This window comes from Bradyrhizobium sp. NC92, from assembly GCF_025200865.1.
Lineage (GTDB): Bacteria > Pseudomonadota > Alphaproteobacteria > Rhizobiales > Xanthobacteraceae > Bradyrhizobium.
In genome coordinates this window covers 7,514,686-7,536,905 of record NZ_CP104171.1, presented here as the reverse complement: position 1 = coordinate 7,536,905, position 22,220 = coordinate 7,514,686, and the positions used below count along the sequence as shown (strand labels likewise).

Here is a 22,220-nt window from a genome sequence, read left to right as displayed (position 1 = left end):
GGACAATCGGAGACCGTCATGTCTGTTCAACGTGCAACTTTCACACGTCCGCTGATCGCCGTCGCGATGGTGGCCGTCTCGACCTATTGCGCCTTCGCCCAGAAGGCGCCGGTGCCGACGCGCGTGCGCGGCACCATCGAAAGCGTCAATGGCGACACCATGCAGGTCAAGTCGCGCAGCGGTGAAGAGGTCAAGCTTCGCCTCGCCTCCGACGTGAACGTGTCGGGCGTTACCAAGATCTCGCTCGCCGACATCAAGCCGGGCTCGTTCATCGGCGCGACCACCGTGCCGGGGCCGGACGGCAGCCAGAACGCCGTCGAGGTGCACGTGTTTCCGGAAGCCATGCGCGGCACCGGCGAAGGCTCGCGGCCCTGGGACCTCAAGCCCAATTCCAGCATGACCAATGCGACGGTGGCCGAGAGCGTCGTCGGCAATGACGGTCACATGCTGCTGGTCAAGTACAAGGACGGCGAGAAGAAGGTGTTCGTCGCCGACGACACGCCGGTCGTGACCTTCGTGCCCGGCGACAAATCCGAGCTGAAGGCCGGCGCCAAGGTGATCGCCTTCCTGAAGCAATTGCCGGACGGCTCCTTCGAGACCAGCCGTGTCAGCGTCGGCCGCGACGGCCTGACGCCGCCGATGTGAATGATCGAGCGTTGAATTCGTAGAGCCTGTGAGCCAATTCGTTTTGTTTCGGCTTCGGCATCAAGGGGTGGTATCGCCCCTTGATGGGGGAAGCCGGCGGCGTCAGGCTGTTGGTTATCTATGCTTTTGCGAGACGATGCCCTTGCAGGATGTTGTTGGTGAGGGCGTACCAGAGCACGACGGCACGGACCTTCTCGATGCCGCGCACGGTCAGTTGCCTGAGGTCCCAGTTGCGCCAGCGGGCATGGATGCATTCGCAGATGGTACGGGCCTGGTACTGTGCCTTGCCGGCTTCGCTGGCCATGCGAGCACGCCAGGCCGCTATGCCAGGACCGTCGCTGCTCCGGGGTAAGAAGGGATCGACACCGCTCCTGGATTGGGGCGGTGGACAGTAAACCTCGATGCCCTCGCCATGCGCCCATTCGATGTCGTCGCCAGTGCAGAACCCGCCATCGGCGAGGTAGCGGCGTGGCAAGCGCTTCAGCCGAGCGCGCGTTCGCTCCAGCATCGGGCGCATCAAGCCACGATCTGAGCCGCTGTTGTCGACATCGATCGCGACCACGATCAGTTCGCCAGCCGCGCTAGCCACCTGCACATTATAGGCCGGACGGAAGCCGGCATCGGCCATCTTCATCACCCTGGCCTGCGGGTCGGTGGTGGAGGCCCGAGGCTCCTTCGGCTTCTTGCCATTGCCGCCCTTGTCGTCGAGCTGTTTTCGCTTGCGCTTGATCTCGGCCAGCGCGGCCTGCGCGGCTTGCACCCGCTCGCTGCGTTCGCGCGCCGCCCGCTCTTTGGCGGCCCGGATCCGCCGATTGCTGGCTTCCGGGTCCGCATCGACCTCGCGCTTGAGCTCTTCCACAATGGCCTCGGCCTGCGCCATCTGCCGATCCAGCGTCGCCTCCCGCCGGAAAGATCCGGTCCCGGCATTCGCTCGTATCCGCACCCCGTCCTGGGTCAGCTTCTCCAGATCGACCAGCCCTGCCTCGTTCAGGGCCACCAGATGTTCAACCAGCAAACGGTCGAGCAAGTCGGCACAGCCGACCCGGAAGTCCGACAGCCCGTGATGGTTCAACGACACGCCACCGCAGAGCCAGCGGTAGACGTCGTGGCTGTCGCAGAGCCGGTCCAGCGCCCGCGCGCTGCCAACGGCATCGCTCGCGGCGTACAGCCAAAGCGCCAGCAACAACCGTGGCGATGGCGCCGGATGGCCCGGCCTGTTTTCCCGTGCCTTGACGCGATCTTCCAGCTCGCTCAGGTCCAGCCCTTCGACATAAGCCCAGATCACCCGCGCTGGATGATCCTGCCCGATCAGGCTGTCGATATCGACCGCTCGCAATTCGACCTGATTGCGCACAGGCTCGCGCAGCCGAGGTGCGCCTTGCGGCACCGCTTCGGTTCGTGCCGACTGCTCCGGCAATTCACCAAAAAGTCCGTCGTCAGCCATCATCCTCTCCAGCAGATCAGTCTGCCCAGAGAATCACATTCGTCTGACGCGCGGTACAAAAGATTCACAGTCTCGTAGGGTGGGCAAAGGCGCGCTTGCGCCGTGCCCACGCTCTCTCTCGCTCATTCGCGCACCAATGGTGGGCACGCTTCCGCTTTGCCCACCCTACGGCACCGCCGCGCACTCACACTGCAATGACGTGATCGTCGATCTCGTCGATCCGGTTGACGCCGCACAGGCCCATCGTGGTGAGCAGCTCCTTCTGGATGATGTCGATCGCCTTGGCGACGCCGGCCTGGCCGCCGGCACCGAGACCGTAGGCATAGGCGCGGCCGATCATGCAGGACTTCGCGCCGAGCGCGAGCGCGCGCATCACGTCCTGGCCGGAGCGGATGCCGCCGTCGAACATGATCTCCATCCTGTCGCCGACCGCGTCCGCAATCTCCGGTAGGACCTCGATCGAGGACGGCGCGCCGTCGAGCTGGCGGCCACCATGGTTGGAGACGACGAGCGCCTGCGCGCCGGTCTTGGCGGCTTCCTCGGCGTCCTCGACGTCGAGGATGCCCTTGATGATGAGCTTGCCCGGCCAGATGCTGCGGACCCACTCGACGTCCTTCCAGTTCAACGAGGTGTCGAACTGCGAGGCGGTCCACTCGGCGAGGCGGTTGAGATCCTCGGTGTTCTTCACGTGTCCCGCGATGTTGCCGAAGGTACGGCGCTTGCCCTGCAGCACGCCGGAAACCCAGGCCGGCTTGCTGGCGAAGTCGAGCAGCTTCGACAGCGACCATTCGGGCGGCACCGTCATGCCGTTCTTGATGTCGGCGTGGCGCTGGCCGATCACCTGCAGGTCGACCGTGAGCACCAGCGCGCTGCACTTGGCAGCCATCGCGCGCTGGATCAATTCCTTGATGAAGCCGCGGTCCTTCATCACGTAGAGCTGGAACCAGAACGGCTTCTCGACACTGGCGGCGATGTCCTCGATCGAGCAGATCGACATGGTCGATTGCGTGAACGGGATGCCGGCGGCCTGCGCGGCGCGGCAGGCGTGGATCTCGCCGTCGCCGTGCTGCATGCCGAGCAGGCCGACCGGCGCGAGGATCAGCGGCATGGTCGAGGGCTCGCCGAGGATCGTGGTCGAGGTATCGCGCTTGGAGACGTCGACCAGGATGCGCTGGCGGAACTTGATCGCCTGCATGTCCTCGCGGTTGGCGCGCAGCGTCTCCTCGGCATAGGAGCCGCGGTCGCAATAGTCGAAGAACGCCTTCGGCACGCGGCGCTGATGCAGCGTGCGAAGATCGTCGATACAGGTAATATGCTTCATGTCGTTTCCCCGGCCCGTCATGTCCCAACAGTCTTGCATCGGAAGATTTCGGGGTCATCTAGCATGGTTGGATGCACAGCCAAATCGTTTGCAGAACGTTTTGGAAGGAGAGCGCCAAGGAGAGCGTCATGACGAAGCCGCACGCGCCACCTTCGCCGGAAGAGATCAAGGAGAAGCACGATCTCGAGGAGGCGCTGGAAGAGGGACTGGAGGAGACCTTCCCGGGCTCAGATCCAGTCAATGTCACCCAGCCGGCCCCTAGCCGCGCCGACAGCCATGTGAAGCGCTCGGATTAGGCGAGTTCCGCCGCTTTTCGCTGGTCACGCAGGAATTACAATGTTAACAATATGTTATCGGGGCGGTCGCGGCGCCGGTTCCGTAACGATTCATCATATTTTTTGAAGCCAAGTTAGCCGCGATAGCTTTATAAGACCTCGGCAAATCAGGGATGCGGGTCCCGTTGGGGCAGCCCGTGGTTGTAGAGGGGACTCCCTGGTTGTTGCTTGGGGGACGATATGAGCCGCAAATATTTCGGGACGGACGGGATTAGGGGCCGCGCCAACGGACTGATCACGCCGGAGCTCGCGCTCAAGGTCGGCCAGGCCGCGGGCCTTGCGTTTCAGCGCGGCGACCACCGCCACCGGGTCGTGATCGGCAAGGACACCCGCCTGTCCGGCTACATGATCGAATACGCCATGGTCGCAGGCTTCACCTCGGTCGGCATGGACGTGCTGCTGGTCGGCCCGATGCCGACGCCGGCGGTCGCGATGCTGACCAAGTCGATGCGCGCCGATCTCGGCGTCATGATCTCCGCCTCGCACAATCTGTTCGAGGACAACGGCATCAAGCTGTTCGGCCCGCAGGGCTTCAAGCTCTCCGACGACGTCGAGCGGCAGATCGAGCAGCTGCTCGACGAATCCCTCGACAAGCGGCTCGCGCAGAGCGCGAGCCTCGGCCGCGCCCGCCGTATCGACGGCGTGCATGACCGCTACATCGAGTTCGCCAAGCGCACGCTGCCGCGCGACCTTTCGCTCGAGGGCCTGCGCGTCGTGATCGATTGCGCCAATGGCGCCGCCTACAAGGTGGTGCCCGAAGCGCTGTGGGAATTGGGCGCCGACGTGGTGCCGATCGGCGTCGAGCCCGACGGCTTCAACATCAACAAGGATTGCGGCTCGACCTCGCCGGAGGCGCTGTCGAAGAAGGTGCGCGAGATGCGCGCCGACATCGGCATCGCGCTGGACGGCGACGCCGATCGCGTCATCCTGGTCGATGAGCGCGGCCATGTCGTCGACGGCGACCAGCTGCTCGCGGTGATCGCGCAGAGCTGGAAGGAGGATGGGCGGCTGTCGCGTCCCGGCATCGTCGCCACCGTGATGTCCAATCTCGGCCTCGAGCGCTTCCTCAAAGGGCAGGGGCTCGATCTCGTGCGCACGCCGGTCGGCGACCGCTACGTGCTCGAGCAGATGCTGAACGGCGGCTACAATCTCGGCGGCGAGCAGTCCGGCCACATCATCCTGTCCGATTACGCCACGACGGGCGACGGTTTCGTCGCGGCGTTGCAGGTGCTCGCCGTGGTGCAGAAGCTGCGCCGTCCGGTCTCAGAAGTCTGCCACCGCTTCGATCCGCTGCCGCAGATCCTCAAGAACGTCCGCCACAAGGGCGGCAAGCCGCTCGACGATTCCGACGTCAAGTCGGCGATCTCCGACGGCGAGAAGCGCCTCAACGGCCACGGCCGTCTCTTGATCCGCTCCTCCGGCACCGAGCCCGTGATCCGCGTCATGGGCGAAGGCGAGGATCGTCACCTCGTCGAGGACGTCGTCGACACCATCGTTCTGGCATTGGGGCAGGCGGCGGCGTAAGGCGCGATCGTAGACCGGATGGAGCGCAGAGCATCCTAGGGTGGGCAAAGCGAAGCGTGCCCACGCGTCTGTCGCCGTATCGGAAAGATCGTGGGCACGGCGCAAGGGCGCCTTTGCCCACCCTACTATATCCGACTCGGGGAGAGGGCCTCGCGCATCCCAGCCATTTGCGATTGACGGTGGTTTCACCGCGGCTTGCATCGTAATGAGCGGTTGCTGCGGTTCGCCGCGCCTGCCGGGATTGCCGCCTTGAACAAGCCTGTCGTCGTCTCCGAGGAAACGCTGACCGAGCCCGTCGTCGTCGCCGACGTGGCGCCGGCCGCTGCCAAGGCGGCGGGGCCGGCTTACCTCGTGCTCGCCGGCATCAGCGTCTCGCACTTCCTCAACGACACCATGCAGTCGCTGATCGCCTCGGTGTATCCGATCCTGAAGGACACTTACGCGCTCGACTTCGCGCAGATCGGCATGATCACGCTGGCGTTCCAGTTCACGGCCTCGCTGCTGCAGCCGGTGGTCGGGCACTACACCGACAAGAAGGCGCAGCCCTATTCGCTGGCGGTCGGCATGGCCTCGACCTTCTTCGGCCTCTTGCTGCTCAGCGTCGCGCACCAATATCTCGTCATTCTCGTTGCCGCCGCGCTGGTCGGACTCGGCTCGGCGGTGTTTCACCCGGAATCGGCGCGCATCGCGCGGCTCGCTTCCGGCGGCCGCTATGGTTTTGCGCAATCGGTGTTTCAGCTCGGCGGCAGTTTCGGTACCTCGATGGGGCCGGTGCTCGCTGCGTTGATCGTGGTGCCGTTCGGGCAGGGCAGCATCGCCTGGTTCTCATCGATCGCGTTTCTCGCGATCCTCATTCTCTGGCGCATCGGGCGCTGGTACGCGCCGCAGATCACGACGAAGCAGGCGGCGGCCGCCGACACCCATCCCGGCGCGCCGAGCTCGCGTCGCGTCGCGCTCGCGCTTCTCGTGCTGGTCGCGCTGTTGTTCTCCAAGCAGCTCTACGTCTCGAGCCTGTCGAGCTATTACATTTTCTACCTGATCGACCGTTTCGGCGTGTCGACGCAGGCGGCCCAGATCTATCTCTTCGTCTTCCTCGCGGCGAACGCGGTCGGTGCGTTTCTCGGCGGTCCCCTGGGCGACCGCTTCGGCCGCAAGATCGTGATCTGGATCTCGATCCTCGGCGCGCTGCCGTTCACCCTGGCGCTGCCCTATGCCGGGCTCGCTGCCAGCGCCGTGCTCAGCGTCGCGATCGGCCTGATCATCTCCTCGACGACGTCGTCGATCATCGTGTTCGCGCAGGAGCTGGTGCCGCATCGCTTCGGCATGATCTCCGGCGTGTTCTTCGGCGTCGCCTTCGGCATCGGGGGCCTGGGCGCGGCCGTGCTCGGCAAGCTCGCCGACCACACCTCGATCGAGTTCGTCTACCAGGTCTGCGCCTGGCTGCCGGCGATCGGGCTGCTCGCGGTATTCCTGCCCAAGCTGCCGCGGCACGTGCGTTAACGCATCCTCTCTTGCTGCGTTGCGGCTTCACACATCGTTAGGGAATGCGGCGCCGATGTCGCATTTTGCGCGGCAATTTTGCAACGCTCGCGCGGCGCGCGCGTGTAGGGTCAGAAAAAATCAACCTTAAAAATTAGGGTTAAGTGGCGCTTAAACATTTACTGGCATCGTCCTCCCCGTGAGTTTCCAGAACGTGAGGCGCCCGTATTTTGCCTCACCGGCCATAAGGACGAAGCCAATGCGTAGCGTTAAGTCTCTCCTTGCCGCGGGTGCGGCGACCCTGATCTCGTCGATGGCGTTCGCCGCCGACATGCCGATCGCCGCTCCCCCTCCCATGTACGCGCCGCCGGCTCCGCCCGCCGACTTCGGCGGCTGGTATCTGCGCGGCGACATCGGCATGACCAACCAGAGCGCCAAGCGCATCGAGAGCACCCTGCCGGCAGGGTTCACGAAGACGACAGAGGGCCTCGGCTTCGACTCATCCCCGCTGTTCGATCTCGGCGTCGGCTATCGCTTCAATAACTGGTTCCGCGCCGACGTGATCGGCCAGTACCGCGGCAAAGCCAATCTGCACGGCAGCGATAACGTCGTTGGGCCCGGCTTCGTGGGCGTTAACAACTACACCGGCAGCAAGTCCGAGTGGGTCGTGATGGCCAACGCCTATGTCGATCTCGGCACCTGGTGGTGCGTCACGCCGTTCATCGGCGCGGGCGTCGGCGGCTCCTACAACAAGATCAGCGGCTTCCGGGACGACGGCGTGTCCTTCAACCCGTTGCTCAGCAACAGCGTCGCCTACTTCGCCGATAACGGAAAGTGGAACTTCGCCTGGGCCGCTCATGCCGGTCTCGCCTACAAGGTCAATCCCGGGTTCACCGTCGAACTGGCCTACAGCTACATGAATCTCGGCGATGCGGCGCCCGGCAATTTCCGCTTGTTCGACAACAGCGCCTCCGGCCCGACCTCGATCAAGATCAAGGAGCTCACCTCGCACGACGTCAAGCTCGGTGTGCGCTGGGATCTCAACAGCCCGCCGGCCTACGTGCCGCCGCCGCCGCTGGTCACCAAGGGCTGATCGGAAGGCGGATCGGTTAGGACTTCTTAACGGCGCGGGATCATCCCGCGCCGTTTTGCTTTGCGTATTTTTCATGGCGAGCATCGACCAAAGCGCCTGCCGCAACCATTGGTTAAGGTTAACGGGCGATGATCATTTCAACAGTTCGAGTCCGATGGAGCGTGGTGATGCGTAGGCTGGTGTTGGCAGCGGCGATGTTGGGGACGGTATCGGCCGCGCAAGCGGCTGACATGCCGGACCTGCCCGTGCTGCGCGGCGGCTTCACCGACGGTCTGTCGAAGACGACCCGTAATTGGGATGGCCCCTACGCTGGCGGTCACTTCGGTTACACGACCGACTCGACCGATTTCGGCCAGAGCGTGGTCGGCCTGACCAACTACATCTTTCGTGACAGCGTGCTTCAGCAGCCGACCGCGTCATGGTCGCTCCTCAGCAAGAACACGGCACAGAGCACGAATTTCGGTGGGTTCGTTGGCCGCAACTGGCAATGGTACGACGCGGTGCTTGGTCTCGAAGGTACCTACACCTACTTCAACAACCTCAAGACCGCGTCGACCGGCTCCAACGCTCTCGACATCATCAACCCGCCTGGCGACACGGTGCCGCCAGGTGCCTTCAATCATTGGAACGTGACTCTGACCGGGGCCGCCACGGCTCAAGTCAAGGATATGGTCACGTTGCGTGGGCGCATGGGCTGGGATGGTGGTGACTTCATGCCGTATGTCTTCGGCGGCGCTGCCGTCGGCCGTATGGATGTTTCCCGCACGGTATCCAGCAACGTAACCCTGCGTACCGATACGACCACGACAGACCTATTGGGTAACACCATAATCGTGCCAGGAACGACTAATCCCGTTCCAGCTCAGTCGCAAACGCAGGGTCAGCACAAGACCAACGCCTTCGTGGTCGGCTGGACCGCCGGCATCGGACTCGAATATTGCCTGTGGGGTGGCTTGTTCGCGCGAATTGAATATGAGTACGTGCAGTTCTCGCCCGTCATGAACACGTCGGTGACGCTGAACAACGCGCATGTCGGCCTCGGCTACAAGTTTTGAGCCCTTCCTGCCTGGTTGACAAGTTTCTCGCCCCCTGATGCTCTGTCGTTCCGAAAGCGGGGCGGCAGCGATGAAGATCTATGGCGACAGCAATTCCGGAAACTGTCTCAAGGTGAAGTGGGTCTGCGACAAGCTCGCATTGCCCTACCAGTGGATCGAGATCGACACCCGCAAGGGCGAGACGCGCACGCCGCAATTCCTGAAGATGAACGGCGCCGGCCAGGTGCCGACCGTTGCATTCGGCGACGGCCGCACGCTGGCGCAGTCCAACGCCATCATCCGCTATCTCGCCCGCGACAGCGCGCTCGTTCCGCGCGACGCCTTCACGGCGGCCAAGATGGACGAATGGCTGTTCTGGGAGCAGTACAGCCACGAGCCCTACATCGCGGTGTGCCGCTTCCTCATGGTCTATCTCGGCAAGGACGCCTCCGAGCTCGATCCTGAAAAGGTCAAGCGCGGCTATGCGGCGCTCGATCGCATGGAGCAACATCTCTCATCCAGCCGCTTCTTCGCCGGTGACGAGGTGTCGCTCGCCGACGTGTCGCTGCTCGCCTATACGCGCGTCGCGCATGAAGGCGCCTTCGACCTCGGCCGCTATGCGTCCGTCCGCCGCTGGATCGGCGAAGTCGAAGCGTTTCTCGGCCTACCGCCGGCGCGTTGAATCCGGAGCTGTCTGACATGAGTGCCGAAACGGTCTCCATCCGTCCCGCGCGCCGCGAGGACGTCGCCGCGATCGTTGCGATGCTCGCCGACGATCATCTCGGTCGCGCGCGCGAGCGCGTGGAGGATCCGTTGCCCGCCGTCTATTACGACGCATTCGCGCGGGTCGAGCGCGATCCGAATCTCACGCTGGTGGTCGCCGAGAGCGAGGGCAGGGTGGTCGGCTGCCTGCAACTGGCGATCCTGCCGGGCATCAGCTCGCAGGGCGGCATTCGCGGCCTGCTCGAGGACGTTCGCGTTGCCGCTGATTGCCGCAGCCGCGGCATCGGCGAGCGATTGGTGCGATGGGCCGTGACGGAAGCAAAGGCGCGGGGCTGCAATCTGGTCGAGCTGCTGACGCATCAGACGCGCGTCGACGCGCAGCGCTTCTACGAGCGGCTCGGTTTTGCGGCGAGTCACGTCGGCATGACTGTCCGCTTTTGATGCAGCACCACGCGGCCGTTGCGCAATCAGCGAAATCGGATCGCGCGTTCGTTCACGTTAAGAGCCGGTAAACTACCCAGCCGTCGTTCACGTTGATGAAGGAACGAACGGTGCTACGCAGCGTCAGGCACCGAGCTCGGTCGGTTCGGGGATTTCGATGACAAGCTATTCCATCATCAAGGTCGGCAACGATTACGTCGTGCAGGCCAATGACAAATGCATTTTGAAGGTCGGCAGCCGCCGCAAGGCCGCGCAATTGATCAGCGAAGCCACGGACTTGCTGAATGCGCTCGGTGTCGTCGAATCCCCTGATATTGCACCGGAAGCGCCATCAATGGCGCGTGAGGCCCCCGAACTTCCTTGACGGACCTTCCCGATTCCCGTATCAGCCGCGGCGGGACACCTCCCCCCAACGGGAGGCTTACTATCTGGAAGGGTAGATCATGACTGTAGCGAAGCCCGCTTCGCGGCCGAATGTGCCGCATTTCTCCTCCGGCCCCTGCGCCAAGCGCCCCGGCTGGAACGCCCAAAATCTCAAGGACGCAGCCCTCGGCCGCTCGCATCGCGCGAAGATCGGCAAGACCAAGCTCAAGCTCGCCATCGACCTCACCCGCGAAGTGCTGGAGGTCCCCGCCGACTACCGCATCGGCATCGTGCCGGCCTCCGATACCGGCGCGGTCGAGATGGCGCTGTGGTCGCTGCTCGGCGCACGGCCCGTCACCACGCTCGCCTGGGAATCCTTCGGCGAGGGCTGGGTCAGCGATATCGTCAAGGAATTGAAGCTCAAGGACGTCACCAAGCTCAATGCGGCTTACGGTGAGATCCCCGATCTGTCGAAGGTCGATCCCAAGAGCGACGTCGTCTTCACCTGGAACGGCACCACCTCCGGCGTGCGCGTGCCTGATGCCAACTGGATCAGCGCGAGCCGTGAAGGCCTGACCATCTGCGATGCGACCTCGGCCGCGTTTGCGCAAGCTCTCGACTGGGCCAAGCTCGATGTCGTCACCTTCTCCTGGCAGAAGGCGCTCGGCGGCGAGGCCGCGCACGGCATGCTGATCCTGTCGCCCCGTGCGGTGGAGCGGCTCGAGACCTACAAGCCGGCCTGGCCGCTGCCGAAGATCTTCCGCATGACCAAGGGCGGCAAGCTCAACGAAGGCATCTTCGTCGGCGAGACCATCAACACGCCGTCGATGCTCTGCGTCGAGGATTATCTCGATGCGCTGAACTGGGCCAAGTCGATCGGCGGCCTCAAGGCGCTGATCGCGCGCGCCGATGCCAACACCAAGGTGCTCGCCGACTGGAAGGCGAAGACGCCCTGGATCGACTTCCTCGCCAAGGACGCCTCGATCCGCTCCAACACCTCGGTGTGCCTGAAGTTCACCGATCCCGCGATCACCTCGCTCTCCGAGGACGCGCAGGCGGAGTTCAGCAAGAAGCTGGTGGCCCTCGTCGAGAAGGAAGGCGCAGGCTACGACTTCGCTTATTACCGCGATGCGCCGGCGGGCCTGCGCATCTGGTGCGGCGCCACGGTGGAAGCAAAGGACGTCGAGCTGCTGACGCAGTGGATCGACTGGGCCTTCGCCGAGACCAAGGCCACGCTAGCCAAAGCAGCGTAAGTTCTTACCCTCCCCTGGAGGGGGAGGGTCGACGCACCGTCAGGTGCGGCGGGGTGGGGTGATCTCTCCACACGGCGCACCGGCAATTTTCTTTGTTGCAGCTTCACCCCACCCCGGCGCTTCGCGCCGACCCTCCCCCAGGGGAGGGTGTGAAGGACACATCCCCATGACCAAACCCAAAGTTCTCATTTCCGACGCGCTCTCGCCCGCAGCCGTGCAGATCTTCAAGGACCGCGGCGTCGAGGTCGACTTCCAGCCCAATCTCGGCAAGGACAAGGACAAGCTCGCCGAGATCATCGGCAATTACGACGGCCTTGCGATCCGCTCCGCGACCAAGGCGACCGCCAAGATCCTCGAGAAGGCGACGAAGCTGAAGGTGATCGGCCGCGCCGGCATCGGCGTCGACAATGTCGAGATCCCGGCCGCCACGGCCAAGGGCATCATCGTGATGAACACGCCGTTCGGCAATTCGATCACGACCGCCGAGCACGCCATCACGCTGATGCTGGCGCTGGCCCGCGAGATCCCGCAGGCCGACGCCTCGACCCAGGCCGGCAAGTGGGAGAAGAACCGCTTCATGGGCGTCGAGATCACCGGCAAGGTGCTGGGCGTCGTCGGCTGCGGCAATATCGGCTCGATCGTCGCCGACCGCGCGCTTGGCCTGCGCATGAAGGTGATCGCGTTCGATCCGTTCCTGTCGCCGGAGCGCGCCAAGGACATCGGGGTCGAGAAGGTCGAGCTCGACGATCTGCTCAAGCGCGCCGACTTCATCACGCTGCACACGCCGCTGACCGAGAAGACCAGGAACATCATTGATGCGACGGCGATCGCCAAGATGAAGAAGGGCGTCCGCCTGATCAACTGCGCCCGCGGCGGCCTCGTCGACGAGCAGGCGGTGGTCGAAGCGCTCAACGCCAAGCACATTGCGGGCGCCGCCTTCGACGTCTTCGTCGAGGAGCCCGCGACCAAGAACGTGCTGTTCGGCCATCCCAACGTGATCTGCACGCCGCATCTCGGCGCCTCCACCACGGAAGCCCAGGAGAACGTCGCGCTGCAAGTCGCCGAGCAGATGTCGGATTACCTGCTCACCGGCGCGATCTCGAACGCGGTCAACTTCCCCTCGATCACGGCGGAAGAAGCGCCGAAGCTGAAGCCGTTCATCGCGCTCGCCGAGAAGCTCGGCTCGTTCGCCGGCCAGCTCACCGAGAGCGGCATCCTCAAGGTCGAGATCACCTATGAGGGCCACGTCGCCGAGATGAAGATCAAGGCGATCACCTCAGCGGTGCTGTCGGGCCTGCTGCGGCCGATGCTCGGCGAGGTCAACGTCGTGTCGGCGCCCGTCGTCGCCAAGGAGCGCGGCATGGTGGTGGACGAGATCGTCCGCGCCGCCCAGAGCGACTATGAGAGCCTGATCACCGTCACCGTCGCGACCGAACGCCAGGAGCGCTCGGTCTCCGGTACCGTCTATCACGACGGCAAGCCGCGCCTCGTCGACGTCAAGGGCATCCGGGTCGATGCCGAGTTCGGCAAGTCGATGATCTACGTCACCAACGAGGACAAGCCCGGCTTCATCGGCAAGTTCGCGGGGCTTCTGGGCGACGCCAAGATCAACATCGCCACCTTCCATCTCGGCCGTGTCGCGCCCGGCAGCGATGCCATTGCGCTGGTCGAGGTCGACGGTGTGGTGCCGGCCGACGTGCTCGCCAAGGTGCAGGCCCTGCCGCAGGTCAAGCAGGCCAAGGCGCTGACGTTCTGATCTTCACCTCTCCCGAAGGGAGAGGTCGGATCGCATCGCGAGATGCGATCCGGGTGAGGGGTTAGGCTCTCACCGATTGCTGCGGCCCCTCACCCGGATTGCTGGCGCAATCCGACCTCTCCCCGCTGGGAAGAGGTGACACAGCAGGCCAACAGAGTCGAATTCCTTCGCCTTCTACAGACATATTCCGACCCGCGGAACAACGCCGCTTCCTTCGCCGGGAGGCGGCGTTTTATTTTCCCCGCGCCTGCCAAACTGTGTACCAATGGCGCCAGAACGCCTCGTAAATACGCTCCGTTCAAAATCGTTCGACAAGGGAGAAAACAATGCGTGAAGCCGTCATCGTTTCCTATGCGCGCACGGGCCTGGCAAAATCCGGCCGCGGCGGGTTCAACATCACGCCGCCGATGTCGCTCGCGGCCCACGCCATTCACCACGCGGTGGACCGCGCCGGCGTCGAGAAGGACTATGTCGAGGACTGCTATCTCGGCAATTGCGCCCATGGCGCGCCGAACATCGGCCGCCAGGCCGCGCTGCTCGCCGGCCTGCCGAAGACCACCGCCGGCGTCTCGGTGAACCGCTTCTGCTCCTCGGGCCTGCAGACCATCGCGATGGCCGCGAACTCGATCCGCTCCGACGGCGCCGATTGCATCGTCGCCGGCGGCGTCGAGAGCATCTCGATTCCGGGCGGCGGCTCGCCGAAGGAATCGATCGATCCGGAGCTGCTCAAGGTCGCCCCCGACATCTTCATGGCGATGATCGACACCGCCGACATCGTCGCCGAGCGCTACAAGCTCAGCCGTGAATATCAGGATGAGTTCTCGCTGGAATCGCAGCGCCGCATGGCCGCGGCGCAGCAGGCGAACAAGTTCAAGGACGAGATCGTCCCGATGAAGACCAAGATGAAGGTCGTCGACAAGCAGACCAAGGCCGAATCGATCGTCGACTACGTCGTCGATCGCGACGAATGCAATCGCCCTGACACCACGATGGAAGGATTGGCAAAACTCGAGCCGGTGAAGGGCCCGGGCAAGTTCGTCACCGCCGGCAATGCCAGCCAGCTCTCCGACGGCGCCGCCGCCGTGGTGCTGATGGAAGCCAAGGACGCCGAGAAGCGCGGCCTCAAGCCGCTCGGCCGCTTCGTCGCCTGGGCGACCGCGGGCTGCGAGCCGGACGAGATGGGCATCGGTCCTGTGTTCGCGATTCCGAAGCTCTTGAAGCGCACCGGCCTCAAGATCGACGACATCGACCTGTGGGAGCTCAACGAGGCCTTTGCCAGCCAGTGCCTGTATTGCCGCGACCAGCTCGGCATCGATCCCGCCAAGTACAACGTCAACGGCGGCTCGATCGCGATCGGCCATCCCTTCGGCATGACCGGCGCCCGTCTCACCGGCCACCTGCTGCAGGAAGGCGCCCGCCGCAAGGCCAAGTGGGGCGTGGTGACGATGTGCATCGGCGGCGGCCAGGGCGGCGCCGGCCTGTTCGAGATCTACAGCTGATCCAGGCCGCAGCAATGCGAAAGGGCACGGCGCCGCAAGCGCCGTGCTTTTTTTTGCTCGAGCTGTATCCCCATCGTCATTGCGAGCGAAGCGAAGCAATCCAGAGTCTCACCACGGAGGCAGTCTGGATTGCTTCGCTCCGCTCGCAATGTCGGCGGAGCCCTACGCCCCCGCCAGCGCCGGTGCGAGCACCACCTCGATCAGCGTGCCATGGCCGGCGCTCTTGATGTTGAACCGCGCGCGGTTGGCTTCGACCAGCGCTTTCGTCAGCGACAGGCTCAGTGCCGAGCTGTCGGCGGCGTCGCCCGGCGGCGGGGTGCGGAACGGCTCCATCGCGGCGGCGACCTCGCGCTCGGAAAGGCCATGGCCGGTGTCGCGGATGCGAAGCGCGATCTCGCCGCGATCGGTCAGCGCGGTCGAGACGATGACCTGGCCGCCGGCGCTGGCAAGCCGGATCGAGTTCGAGATCAGGTTCATGGTGATCTGGCGCATCGCGCGCGCATCCACGCTCACCTGCGGCAGCGCATGGGCGAGCGAGGTGCGGATGATGATGCGCTCGCGGTTGGCCTGCGGTTGCATCACCGTCACGCAGGCTTCGACCAGGTCGTTGAGGTTCAGATTCGAAAAATTCAGGTCCAGCTTGCCGGTCTCGATCCGCGACAGCTCCAGCAAATCGTCGATGATGGCGATGACGCGCTCGCCGGACGCGCGGATGTCCTTCATGTATTCGCCGTAGCGCTCGTTGCCGAGTGCGCCGAAGCGCTCGGAGATCATCACCTCGGCAAAGCCGATGATGGCGTTGAGCGGCGTGCGGATCTCGTGGCTGATCCGCGCCAGCATGTCGGCCTTGGCATTCGCCGCACCGTCGACGAGGCGGCGGGCCTGGGTCAATTCGCTCTCGCCCTTCTTGGCGTGCGAGAGATCGCGGAACACGGCGAAGAAGTTCGGCCCTTCGGGGCGCGTGCGGCCCATGATCATCGCGAGCGGAAGCACGCCGCCCTTCTTCTCGCGGCCCAGCACCTCGCGGCCGTGATCGAGCAGGCTGGAGATGTCCTGGCTCTTCAGGCTTTGCAGATAATCGGCGACGATCTGCTGGCTCTCGGGCGCGAACAGCGTCAGCAAATTCTGCTGCAGCAGCGCCTCGCCGTCATAGCCGAACAGTGCCTCCGCGCTGCGATTGCAGGCGTGGATGTTGCCTTCGGCATCGAACATCACGATGCCCTCGGCCGTGGTGTCGAGGATGGCGGCGAGATCCTCGGCCTCGGCTTCGCCGGCCGCTGGCTCCGCGTCCGCGGCGTCAGACTCTGCTTCCACCACGGTCTCCGCAACGGCAGGCGCGGCGATCGGTGCCGCCTCCGGCAGCGCGCAGATCAGTGCATGCGCGCCGTCACCGTCCCAGTCGATGGTGTGCAGATGCGCTTCCGTCGTCGGAAGCGGTGCGTCGCCATTCGCAACCGCCGCGCTGATCGTCACAGGCGTGCCGCCTTGCGAGGTGCTGCTGGCCGCCGACACGCCCGGCTCGACATAGAGCGCATCCAGCCCGCCGGCATGCTCCAGCGCGGTCAGGCTGTCATAGCCCATGCGCGCGAGGAAGGCGGGATTGGCGTAGAGCAGGCGGTCGAGCCGATAGATCAGGATGCCCGTCGGCAACAGGTCGAGCAGCGTGCGGTCGCGCGCGCTCGCGCCGCGCGGCGGCGGTGCGGGCTCGGTCAGCCATTCGGCTGCGGCCTGCGGCGCCTCCGGCTCGGGCACTGGCGCTTCGGCGGTGAGCTCCGCAACCGGCTCGGCCGCGTCGGTGGCGATGCTCTCGCGCTCGCGTTCGAGCCGCTCGGACAATTGCCGCGCGAGCTCGTTGAACGCGCTGTTCTCGACCGGTGTCAGCGTCGGAGACCGCGCATCGCCGTGCGGGCGGAACGGCACGACATTGGGAGGCGTTTCCACGGGCGTGTCCAGTTCGGTTGGGTGTGAAGTCGTCTCGCTTGTGGGCTCTGGCAGGTCGGGCTCGGCTTGAGGCTCGGGCTCGGATGGCGCGATCGGCGGCGGCGCCGCCACTGCTTCGCCCTCAACCTCTGCTTCCGCCGCCGCTTCAGGCTTGGCTTGCGGCTCGGCCTCCGCATCGAGCGCGACGGCCTCAGTGGAGCGATCCTGCGCCGGCGGGTCGACGAGCAGCTCGAAGCGCCTGAGCGCCTCGAGCCGGTTGAGCGCGTCGAGATCGCGGCAGACGCCAAAGCCGCGGAAGCCGGCGAAGTTGCGGTTGCGGTCGTAGACCGGCAGGCCCGCGAGCTCAACCGGAATGTGCTCGTCGCCGTCGGCCGGCCAGTTCACTGTGATGCCGGCCCAGGTGTCCTGGCTGTCGAGCGCCTTGGCCACGCGCCCTTCGGGATCGAGCGAAAACGCCTCGGCGATCTCGCGCCAGGGGCGGCCGAAGCCGGCGGCCGTGTGCGTGCCCATCAGGCGGATGAAGTCATCGGAGCCGAGCGCAAAGCGGCCCTCTTCATCCATCTGCCAGAGGAAGCGCAGCGGATGCTGACGCGGTGCGGCCGGCTCTTGCTGGCCCGAAGAATCATGGCCTGAAGAGTGCTGGCCCGAAGAGTGCTGGCCCGAAGTCGGCTCGACCATGCCCGCATTGATCGGCGCGGGCTGCGGCGACACAATGGCTTGCGGCTGGTTTTCAACCGGAGTTTTGGGCGCCTCGGGGACATCAGGCGCGTTCGTCTCGACCGGTGCCTCGGCCGGCTCGGCGAAAGCATCGAACAGCGCGATCGCAGACGGCGCCTCGTCCGGCAGCGCAGGCTGCGCGTGATCCGGCACTGGGTCCGGCCGTGCGACGGGCGTGACCTCCGGCGCGGCATCGCGCGCCCCTGTGGTGGCGCCCGGCTCGATCAGCGCGACCAGGCCGACATCGGCGCCTTGACCGACCCGTTGCAGCACCATCTGGCCGATGCCGATCGGCGTCGCGGCGCGGCCGCTCGCCAGCGCATCGCTGCGTGCGCGGTCAAGGCCGGCCTCGAACAGATCGCGAAAGCCGAGCAGGGCGTGGGCGGCCTCGCTCGCGCCGACGAACAAACCGTCCGGCGCGAACGCCGCCATCGGCACCTTGGCGCCGGCGACCAGCCGATGCAGCCGCTCGACCAGCGGCATCGTGCGCAGCGTCGGGTCCATCGCGATGACGAGCACGGCATGGCTGCCATCGGCAAAGTCGAGCCGCGCGCAAGCACAGGTCATCAGCGCCCCTAGCCGGGCGCCGAAGCCGCGCAGCCGCTCGAGCCGCATCGCGCCGTTCGCCGGCAGCTGTCGGGCGAGCCGGACCACCTGGCGGCGATGGCTGTCGGCGGGGCCGAACACCTTGTCCGCGAGGCCGGCGCTGTTGGCCGCACCGAACAGTTTTGCGCCGACCGGATTGGCCCACAGCACGCGCGCGCCGTCGGTCGACCACAGCCAGGCCGGCAGGGCAGAGGTCGCATGCACGGCCAGCCGCGGATCGCCCACCCCTCGCAACTGGAAATCCGAACGCGTCATCAGGCCGGCTGTCACTCACGCATCACGTGTGGCGGCTGCCGGGAATGACAGCCTTAAGAAAGGGTTAGTATCGCCCGGAAGGCGCGACCAGGTCCACGGCCCAAAGCCCGCAAGCGCCCCCCAAGCGGCGATAACCTTAATCCCGCCACCCCCGCAAGCCGAGCCGATGTTGCATCCAAGGGATTCGTGGGTTGGGGAGGGGCGCGCGGCATGCGCGCTGCCATCCTCCCCTGGAGGGGGAGGATCGGTTCGCACGCAGCGAAGCGGAGAGCGAACCGAGGTGGGGTGACAGTCTCTCCCCACGGGCGGTCCCCGAGTGGAGAGATCACCCCACCCCGCCCGCGCTTCGCGCGATCGACCCTCCCCTCCAGCGGAGGGTAAGAAAGCCGCTCGCCTCCGTGCCTCTTCACTTCAACCCCGGTTCCCCACCCCGGAACCTCATCCTCCCCGAGATTAAATTTCGCACCGCACGTCTCTGCCGCGTTGCGATGCACAATGTTGACATGATAGGCAGTCATAGTGCTTGGCGCTGGGCGAGCCATCTCGATTGTTTCGCGTTTCCAGTCTTCGTTCCCGCTCAATGCGAGGGCCCATGATGGGGGCCGGCGGGCGCGCCAGAAGGCTCACTCCATTTTTTCAATTAGCGTGAGGGACCAACATGACAGGTGCGACTGATCCGTTTTCTGCCTCGATCATCCCGTTCGAGGTTCCCGAGCAGATGCGTGCGTTCGCCGAGAAGGGCGCGGCGCAGGCCCGCGAGAACTACGCCAAGTTCAAGGACGCCGCCGAGACCCACAACGGCACCGTCGAGGCCGTCTTCACCTCCGCCTCCAAGGGCGCGAGCGAGTACACTGCCAAGCTGGTCGAGTTCATGAAGGCCAATTCGAGCGCCCAGCTCGACTTCGCCCAGCAGCTGTTCGGCGCCAAGTCGCCGACGGAAGCGATGGAGCTGTGGACCGGCCACGCCCGCAAGCAGCTCGAGACCTACCAGGCCCAGGCCAAGGAGCTGGTCGAGCTCACCCAGCGCGTCGCCGCCGAGACCGCCGAGCCGATCAAGGCCAGCGCCTCGAAGTACTATCCGTCCGCCGCCTGAGCGGTCGGATTGGTGTGAGATGCGAAGCCCGGGCCAAAAGGCCCGGGTTTTTTCTTTTGAAATGGGTTCGCTCCGCTCGCGCCCAGCACTCCGTCCACCTCTCCCGGAGGGAGAGGTCGGATCGCCCCCGGCGATGCGAAGCATCGTCCGGCGCGATCCGGGTGAGGGGCTCAGGTCTCACTGCGGGATGCGGCCCCTCACCCGGATCGCTCCGGCGCGCATTCGCGCACCAGAGCAATCCGACCTCTCCCCGCCGGGGAGAGGTGATCCCGCCCGGCCGATCGACCTGGTTTCCTGGTGTTTAAGAGGGGAAATATCGGGTTTTGCGGCCTTGCCAAACCGGGCCGTTGCACCTAGTTTCCGCCCCGTCCAGCCCCCCTCAGGCATCAGGCCTTTTCAGGCAGCCCAAGGCGCGGCTCGCAAGGATGCAGTTGTAGCTCAGTTGGTTAGAGCGCCTGTCTGTGGAACAGGAGGTCGGTGGTTCGAGCCCACCCAACTGTACCAACAAATCACGAACTTACATAATCATCGAAGGCTTGCGGATTGCTGTAGCTACCAGATAGCTACCACGAGAGCACTAGTGCATTGCGCTCGCCTTGCGCGACCGAATGGCACGTTGGCCAGATGCCGCTTAGTCCGGCCTGCGGGTTGCGGTCGGAAATGAACGGACTCGCACGAGCATCCCCCGGATCTGCCGGTTAATCGAGCTCAACTCGTGACGAGCGTTGACACCAATGCTCTCTCAAGGCTGAAATAGGGGTTCGATTCCCCTAGGGAGCGCCAGCGGCTCTAGAAGCGCTGAGAATTCAAAAACATCGCGCAAATCACGTCTTGCTGCTCTTGACTGGTAGCAAGTGTTGGTAGTTTTTGATGCCCACAATGCCCTATCTCGTGACAAACACTGCTGGCGTTTGGTGCGTTCAGCGCAAGGTGCCGGACAGGCTTCAGAGCGCCGTAGCTCGCGTGCTCGACAGCAAGAAGCCGACGCAGAAATACCTCAAGAAGTCGCTCGGGACGAAAGACCGCCGCGAGGCAAATCGGAGGGCGACGCACGCGCTCGCTGATCTCGACCGCACGATCCGAGCGGCTGAGGCGCTCACGCAGCAGCAATCGCCCGAATCCAAAGTGTCGCCGCGCTCCACTCTCAACGATGCCGAAATCAAGCGTATGGCCGAGTGGGTCCACGCCACGACGCTGAAGGAAGATGAAGCGCTCAGGTTTTCGGGCAGGCTAGAGACAACCGGACCACACGGCGAGAATGTCAACGCGGATGTAGTTCGCGGCGTCCTTGAGCGTGATCAGCGTCCAACCGTTCGGAGGCACGATTGGATCGTCGAAGTTGGATGACCATGACATGCGAACAGCTTGGTGGCCTCCATCGCGCAGACTTACCATCACGCCCATCCTGTGGTTGAATAAGTGTGTCTTCCACAAGCTATTGGGAGGGTAACATGACTACTTGGATAGGGCCTTGGATAGGTTACGTGTTCGCATTTGCCGCGCTAGCTGTGATCTTTGTGACCGCATCGCGGCAGGGAGCATCGGCACCCCTGAGCATTCAGATTATTGTTGCTGGGGGGCTAATCGGGTGGGTCGTGGGAATACTAATGACCCCCCAATCACCGGGAGAGAAGTCGAATTTTTCCGATTATGGAACGGCGATTTCAACGTTCGTAACGGGTTACCTGGTGGCGAAAATAGACAGAATCTTTGATCTCTCTATCAAGGATCGCGCGGACATAAATGAGTTGCTGATCGGACGCGTGCTGATGTTTGTTAGCGCGTTCATACTAGGCGCCGGGGCCACATCTATTTGGCGCGCATACATTTCGCACTGATTGGCGGTTCGACCGGGACCCAGTATTTGAACGGACCACTAATGCAATCAATTCCTTGTCTCAAAACCGATCGTTCTAGTAAGTCGGTTTGTGGAGGCTATAGCGGAGATTGCCATCTAGCTGAGCGGCCCTGTTTAGCTCGACAGGGGCCTATGGCTTTAGCCCGACTTTTTGAACTAGGGGGGCCCAAACTGGTGGCCCAGGGCCCCCACCGGGGCCGGAGTCCCTTTAGACGCACCTTAGCTGCCGCGCGGCGCTCACCCTCAGCCCTCAAGGACACGGTAAACTGAGGCGCGGCCAATCTTGAGGGCCTTCGCGATGTCCGATGCCCCCATGCCTTGCGCCCGCAACGCCTTCACCTGTGCAGGATCGATGGAAGCCTTGCGGCCTTGGTACACACCGCGTGCCTTGGCGTCCGCTATGCCCTCGAGCTGCCGCTCTTTGCGAAGATTGGTCTCAAATTCTGCGAACACACCGAGCATGTCGAGGAAGCATTTGCCCGCTGCCGTGCTGGTGTCGATAGGCTGCTCGGTGGCCTTCAGGGATGCGCCGCGCGCCTTCACGGTGCGCACGATGTCCTGCAAGTCCCCGATGCTGCGAGCCAGCCGGTCAATTCGAGTCACCATCAGCACGTCCCCGGCCCGAAGGAAGTCGAGTACAGTGCGAAGCTCCTCACGTCCTGCCGTGGTTGTGCCGCTGCGCTTCTCCGCACGGATCAGGTCGCAGCCTGCCGCGCGCAAGGCGGTCTCTTGCAGTTCGAGGTTTTGGTCCGTGGTGCTCACGCGGGCGTAGCCGATAATGGTCATTGATGGGCGCTCCTGTCTCATTAGGATCTAGACCACAAGACTATGGTGTCTCGA

General features: G+C 64.4%; 19 protein-coding genes and 1 tRNA gene. 16 read left to right on the top strand and 4 right to left on the bottom strand.

Going from position 1 to position 22,220, the window contains the following annotated elements:
- The first annotated feature begins 18 nt into the window (after window positions 1-18).
- Window positions 19-645, top strand: a complete 627-nt coding sequence (locus N2602_RS34960) for a hypothetical protein (RefSeq protein WP_260380954.1) — start codon at window positions 19-21, stop codon at window positions 643-645.
- A gap of 118 nt (window positions 646-763) precedes the next feature.
- Here N2602_RS34960 and N2602_RS34955 read toward each other — a convergent pair whose 3' ends face one another.
- Both N2602_RS34955 and N2602_RS34950 read right to left on the bottom strand, forming a co-directional pair.
- Window positions 764-2,092: an IS1182 family transposase gene (locus N2602_RS34955; RefSeq protein ID WP_212257604.1), complete on the bottom strand. Its 1,329-nt coding sequence runs from the start codon at window positions 2,090-2,092 to the stop codon at window positions 764-766.
- A gap of 181 nt (window positions 2,093-2,273) precedes the next feature.
- Complete coding sequence (locus N2602_RS34950; RefSeq protein WP_172788716.1) at window positions 2,274-3,410, bottom strand: alpha-hydroxy acid oxidase; 1,137 nt, start codon at window positions 3,408-3,410, stop codon at window positions 2,274-2,276.
- A gap of 128 nt (window positions 3,411-3,538) precedes the next feature.
- Between N2602_RS34950 and N2602_RS34945 the strand changes: the two genes are divergently transcribed.
- The 11 genes from N2602_RS34945 (at window position 3,539) to N2602_RS34895 (ending at window position 14,910) form a co-directional block, all read left to right on the top strand.
- The gene (locus N2602_RS34945; protein ID WP_172788715.1) at window positions 3,539-3,706 is read left to right on the top strand and encodes a hypothetical protein; all 168 of its coding nucleotides are present in this window, start codon (window positions 3,539-3,541) and stop codon (window positions 3,704-3,706) included.
- A 219-nt stretch (window positions 3,707-3,925) separates the two neighbouring features.
- Window positions 3,926-5,269: a phosphoglucosamine mutase gene (glmM, locus tag N2602_RS34940; protein WP_260380953.1), complete on the top strand. Its 1,344-nt coding sequence runs from the start codon at window positions 3,926-3,928 to the stop codon at window positions 5,267-5,269.
- Window positions 5,270-5,518: 249 nt separating this feature from the next.
- Window positions 5,519-6,769 carry an MFS transporter gene (locus N2602_RS34935; protein ID WP_212259977.1) on the top strand — a complete coding sequence of 417 codons (1,251 nt, stop codon included), beginning with the start codon at window positions 5,519-5,521 and terminating at the stop codon, window positions 6,767-6,769.
- Between the two features lie 238 nt (window positions 6,770-7,007).
- Window positions 7,008-7,841, top strand: coding sequence for an outer membrane protein (locus tag N2602_RS34930; RefSeq protein WP_172788712.1), 834 nt, complete (start codon window positions 7,008-7,010; stop codon window positions 7,839-7,841).
- A gap of 167 nt (window positions 7,842-8,008) precedes the next feature.
- Window positions 8,009-8,896, top strand: a complete 888-nt coding sequence (locus tag N2602_RS34925) for an outer membrane protein (protein WP_172788711.1) — start codon at window positions 8,009-8,011, stop codon at window positions 8,894-8,896.
- A 70-nt stretch (window positions 8,897-8,966) separates the two neighbouring features.
- A complete protein-coding gene (locus N2602_RS34920; RefSeq protein ID WP_260380952.1) occupies window positions 8,967-9,557 on the top strand; it encodes a glutathione S-transferase family protein in 591 nt (196 codons plus the stop codon).
- 17 nt (window positions 9,558-9,574) lie between these two features.
- Window positions 9,575-10,039 (top strand): GNAT family N-acetyltransferase, encoded by a 465-nt coding sequence (locus N2602_RS34915; RefSeq protein WP_260380951.1) that lies wholly within the window; start codon window positions 9,575-9,577, stop codon window positions 10,037-10,039.
- Window positions 10,040-10,196: 157 nt separating this feature from the next.
- Window positions 10,197-10,403: a hypothetical protein gene (locus N2602_RS34910; RefSeq protein WP_260380950.1), complete on the top strand. Its 207-nt coding sequence runs from the start codon at window positions 10,197-10,199 to the stop codon at window positions 10,401-10,403.
- Between the two features lie 79 nt (window positions 10,404-10,482).
- The gene (locus N2602_RS34905) at window positions 10,483-11,655 is read left to right on the top strand and encodes a phosphoserine transaminase (protein WP_260380949.1); all 1,173 of its coding nucleotides are present in this window, start codon (window positions 10,483-10,485) and stop codon (window positions 11,653-11,655) included.
- A 166-nt stretch (window positions 11,656-11,821) separates the two neighbouring features.
- Window positions 11,822-13,411, top strand: coding sequence for a phosphoglycerate dehydrogenase (gene serA, locus N2602_RS34900; protein ID WP_260380948.1), 1,590 nt, complete (start codon window positions 11,822-11,824; stop codon window positions 13,409-13,411).
- A gap of 326 nt (window positions 13,412-13,737) precedes the next feature.
- On the top strand, window positions 13,738-14,910 hold the full coding sequence (locus N2602_RS34895; protein WP_172788976.1) for a thiolase family protein: 1,173 nt from the start codon (window positions 13,738-13,740) through the stop codon (window positions 14,908-14,910).
- 162 nt (window positions 14,911-15,072) lie between these two features.
- On the opposite strand, the gene N2602_RS34890 is transcribed toward N2602_RS34895, so the two are convergent.
- Entirely contained in the window at window positions 15,073-18,429 is a 3,357-nt protein-coding gene (locus N2602_RS34890) for a PAS domain S-box protein (protein ID WP_260383792.1), read from the bottom strand.
- 658 nt (window positions 18,430-19,087) lie between these two features.
- Between N2602_RS34890 and N2602_RS34885 the strand changes: the two genes are divergently transcribed.
- The 4 genes from N2602_RS34885 to N2602_RS34870 all read left to right on the top strand — a co-directional run bounded on the left by N2602_RS34885 (window position 19,088) and on the right by N2602_RS34870 (window position 21,360).
- Window positions 19,088-19,522: a phasin gene (locus tag N2602_RS34885; RefSeq protein WP_172788978.1), complete on the top strand. Its 435-nt coding sequence runs from the start codon at window positions 19,088-19,090 to the stop codon at window positions 19,520-19,522.
- A 427-nt stretch (window positions 19,523-19,949) separates the two neighbouring features.
- Window positions 19,950-20,026 (top strand) — tRNA-His (locus tag N2602_RS34880).
- 375 nt (window positions 20,027-20,401) lie between these two features.
- A complete protein-coding gene (locus tag N2602_RS34875; RefSeq protein WP_260380947.1) occupies window positions 20,402-20,869 on the top strand; it encodes a DUF6538 domain-containing protein in 468 nt (155 codons plus the stop codon).
- 137 nt (window positions 20,870-21,006) lie between these two features.
- Window positions 21,007-21,360, top strand: a complete 354-nt coding sequence (locus N2602_RS34870; RefSeq protein WP_260380946.1) for a hypothetical protein — start codon at window positions 21,007-21,009, stop codon at window positions 21,358-21,360.
- A gap of 263 nt (window positions 21,361-21,623) precedes the next feature.
- Here N2602_RS34870 and N2602_RS34865 read toward each other — a convergent pair whose 3' ends face one another.
- Window positions 21,624-22,166, bottom strand: coding sequence for a recombinase family protein (locus tag N2602_RS34865; protein WP_260380945.1), 543 nt, complete (start codon window positions 22,164-22,166; stop codon window positions 21,624-21,626).
- Window positions 22,167-22,220 lie beyond the last annotated feature (54 nt).

Coding starts and splice junctions, on each gene's coding strand:
- N2602_RS34960 (WP_260380954.1), top strand. CDS start 19: ATGTCTGTTCAACGTGCAACTTTCACACGTCCGCTGATCGCCGTCGCG.
- N2602_RS34955 (WP_212257604.1), bottom strand. CDS start 2,092: ATGATGGCTGACGACGGACTTTTTGGTGAATTGCCGGAGCAGTCGGCA.
- N2602_RS34950 (WP_172788716.1), bottom strand. CDS start 3,410: ATGAAGCATATTACCTGTATCGACGATCTTCGCACGCTGCATCAGCGC.
- N2602_RS34945 (WP_172788715.1), top strand. CDS start 3,539: ATGACGAAGCCGCACGCGCCACCTTCGCCGGAAGAGATCAAGGAGAAG.
- glmM (WP_260380953.1), top strand. CDS start 3,926: ATGAGCCGCAAATATTTCGGGACGGACGGGATTAGGGGCCGCGCCAAC.
- N2602_RS34930 (WP_172788712.1), top strand. CDS start 7,008: ATGCGTAGCGTTAAGTCTCTCCTTGCCGCGGGTGCGGCGACCCTGATC.
- N2602_RS34925 (WP_172788711.1), top strand. CDS start 8,009: ATGCGTAGGCTGGTGTTGGCAGCGGCGATGTTGGGGACGGTATCGGCC.
- N2602_RS34920 (WP_260380952.1), top strand. CDS start 8,967: ATGAAGATCTATGGCGACAGCAATTCCGGAAACTGTCTCAAGGTGAAG.
- N2602_RS34915 (WP_260380951.1), top strand. CDS start 9,575: ATGAGTGCCGAAACGGTCTCCATCCGTCCCGCGCGCCGCGAGGACGTC.
- N2602_RS34910 (WP_260380950.1), top strand. CDS start 10,197: ATGACAAGCTATTCCATCATCAAGGTCGGCAACGATTACGTCGTGCAG.
- N2602_RS34905 (WP_260380949.1), top strand. CDS start 10,483: ATGACTGTAGCGAAGCCCGCTTCGCGGCCGAATGTGCCGCATTTCTCC.
- serA (WP_260380948.1), top strand. CDS start 11,822: ATGACCAAACCCAAAGTTCTCATTTCCGACGCGCTCTCGCCCGCAGCC.
- N2602_RS34895 (WP_172788976.1), top strand. CDS start 13,738: ATGCGTGAAGCCGTCATCGTTTCCTATGCGCGCACGGGCCTGGCAAAA.
- N2602_RS34890 (WP_260383792.1), bottom strand. CDS start 18,429: ATGACGCGTTCGGATTTCCAGTTGCGAGGGGTGGGCGATCCGCGGCTG.
- N2602_RS34885 (WP_172788978.1), top strand. CDS start 19,088: ATGACAGGTGCGACTGATCCGTTTTCTGCCTCGATCATCCCGTTCGAG.
- N2602_RS34875 (WP_260380947.1), top strand. CDS start 20,402: ATGCCCTATCTCGTGACAAACACTGCTGGCGTTTGGTGCGTTCAGCGC.
- N2602_RS34865 (WP_260380945.1), bottom strand. CDS start 22,166: ATGACCATTATCGGCTACGCCCGCGTGAGCACCACGGACCAAAACCTC.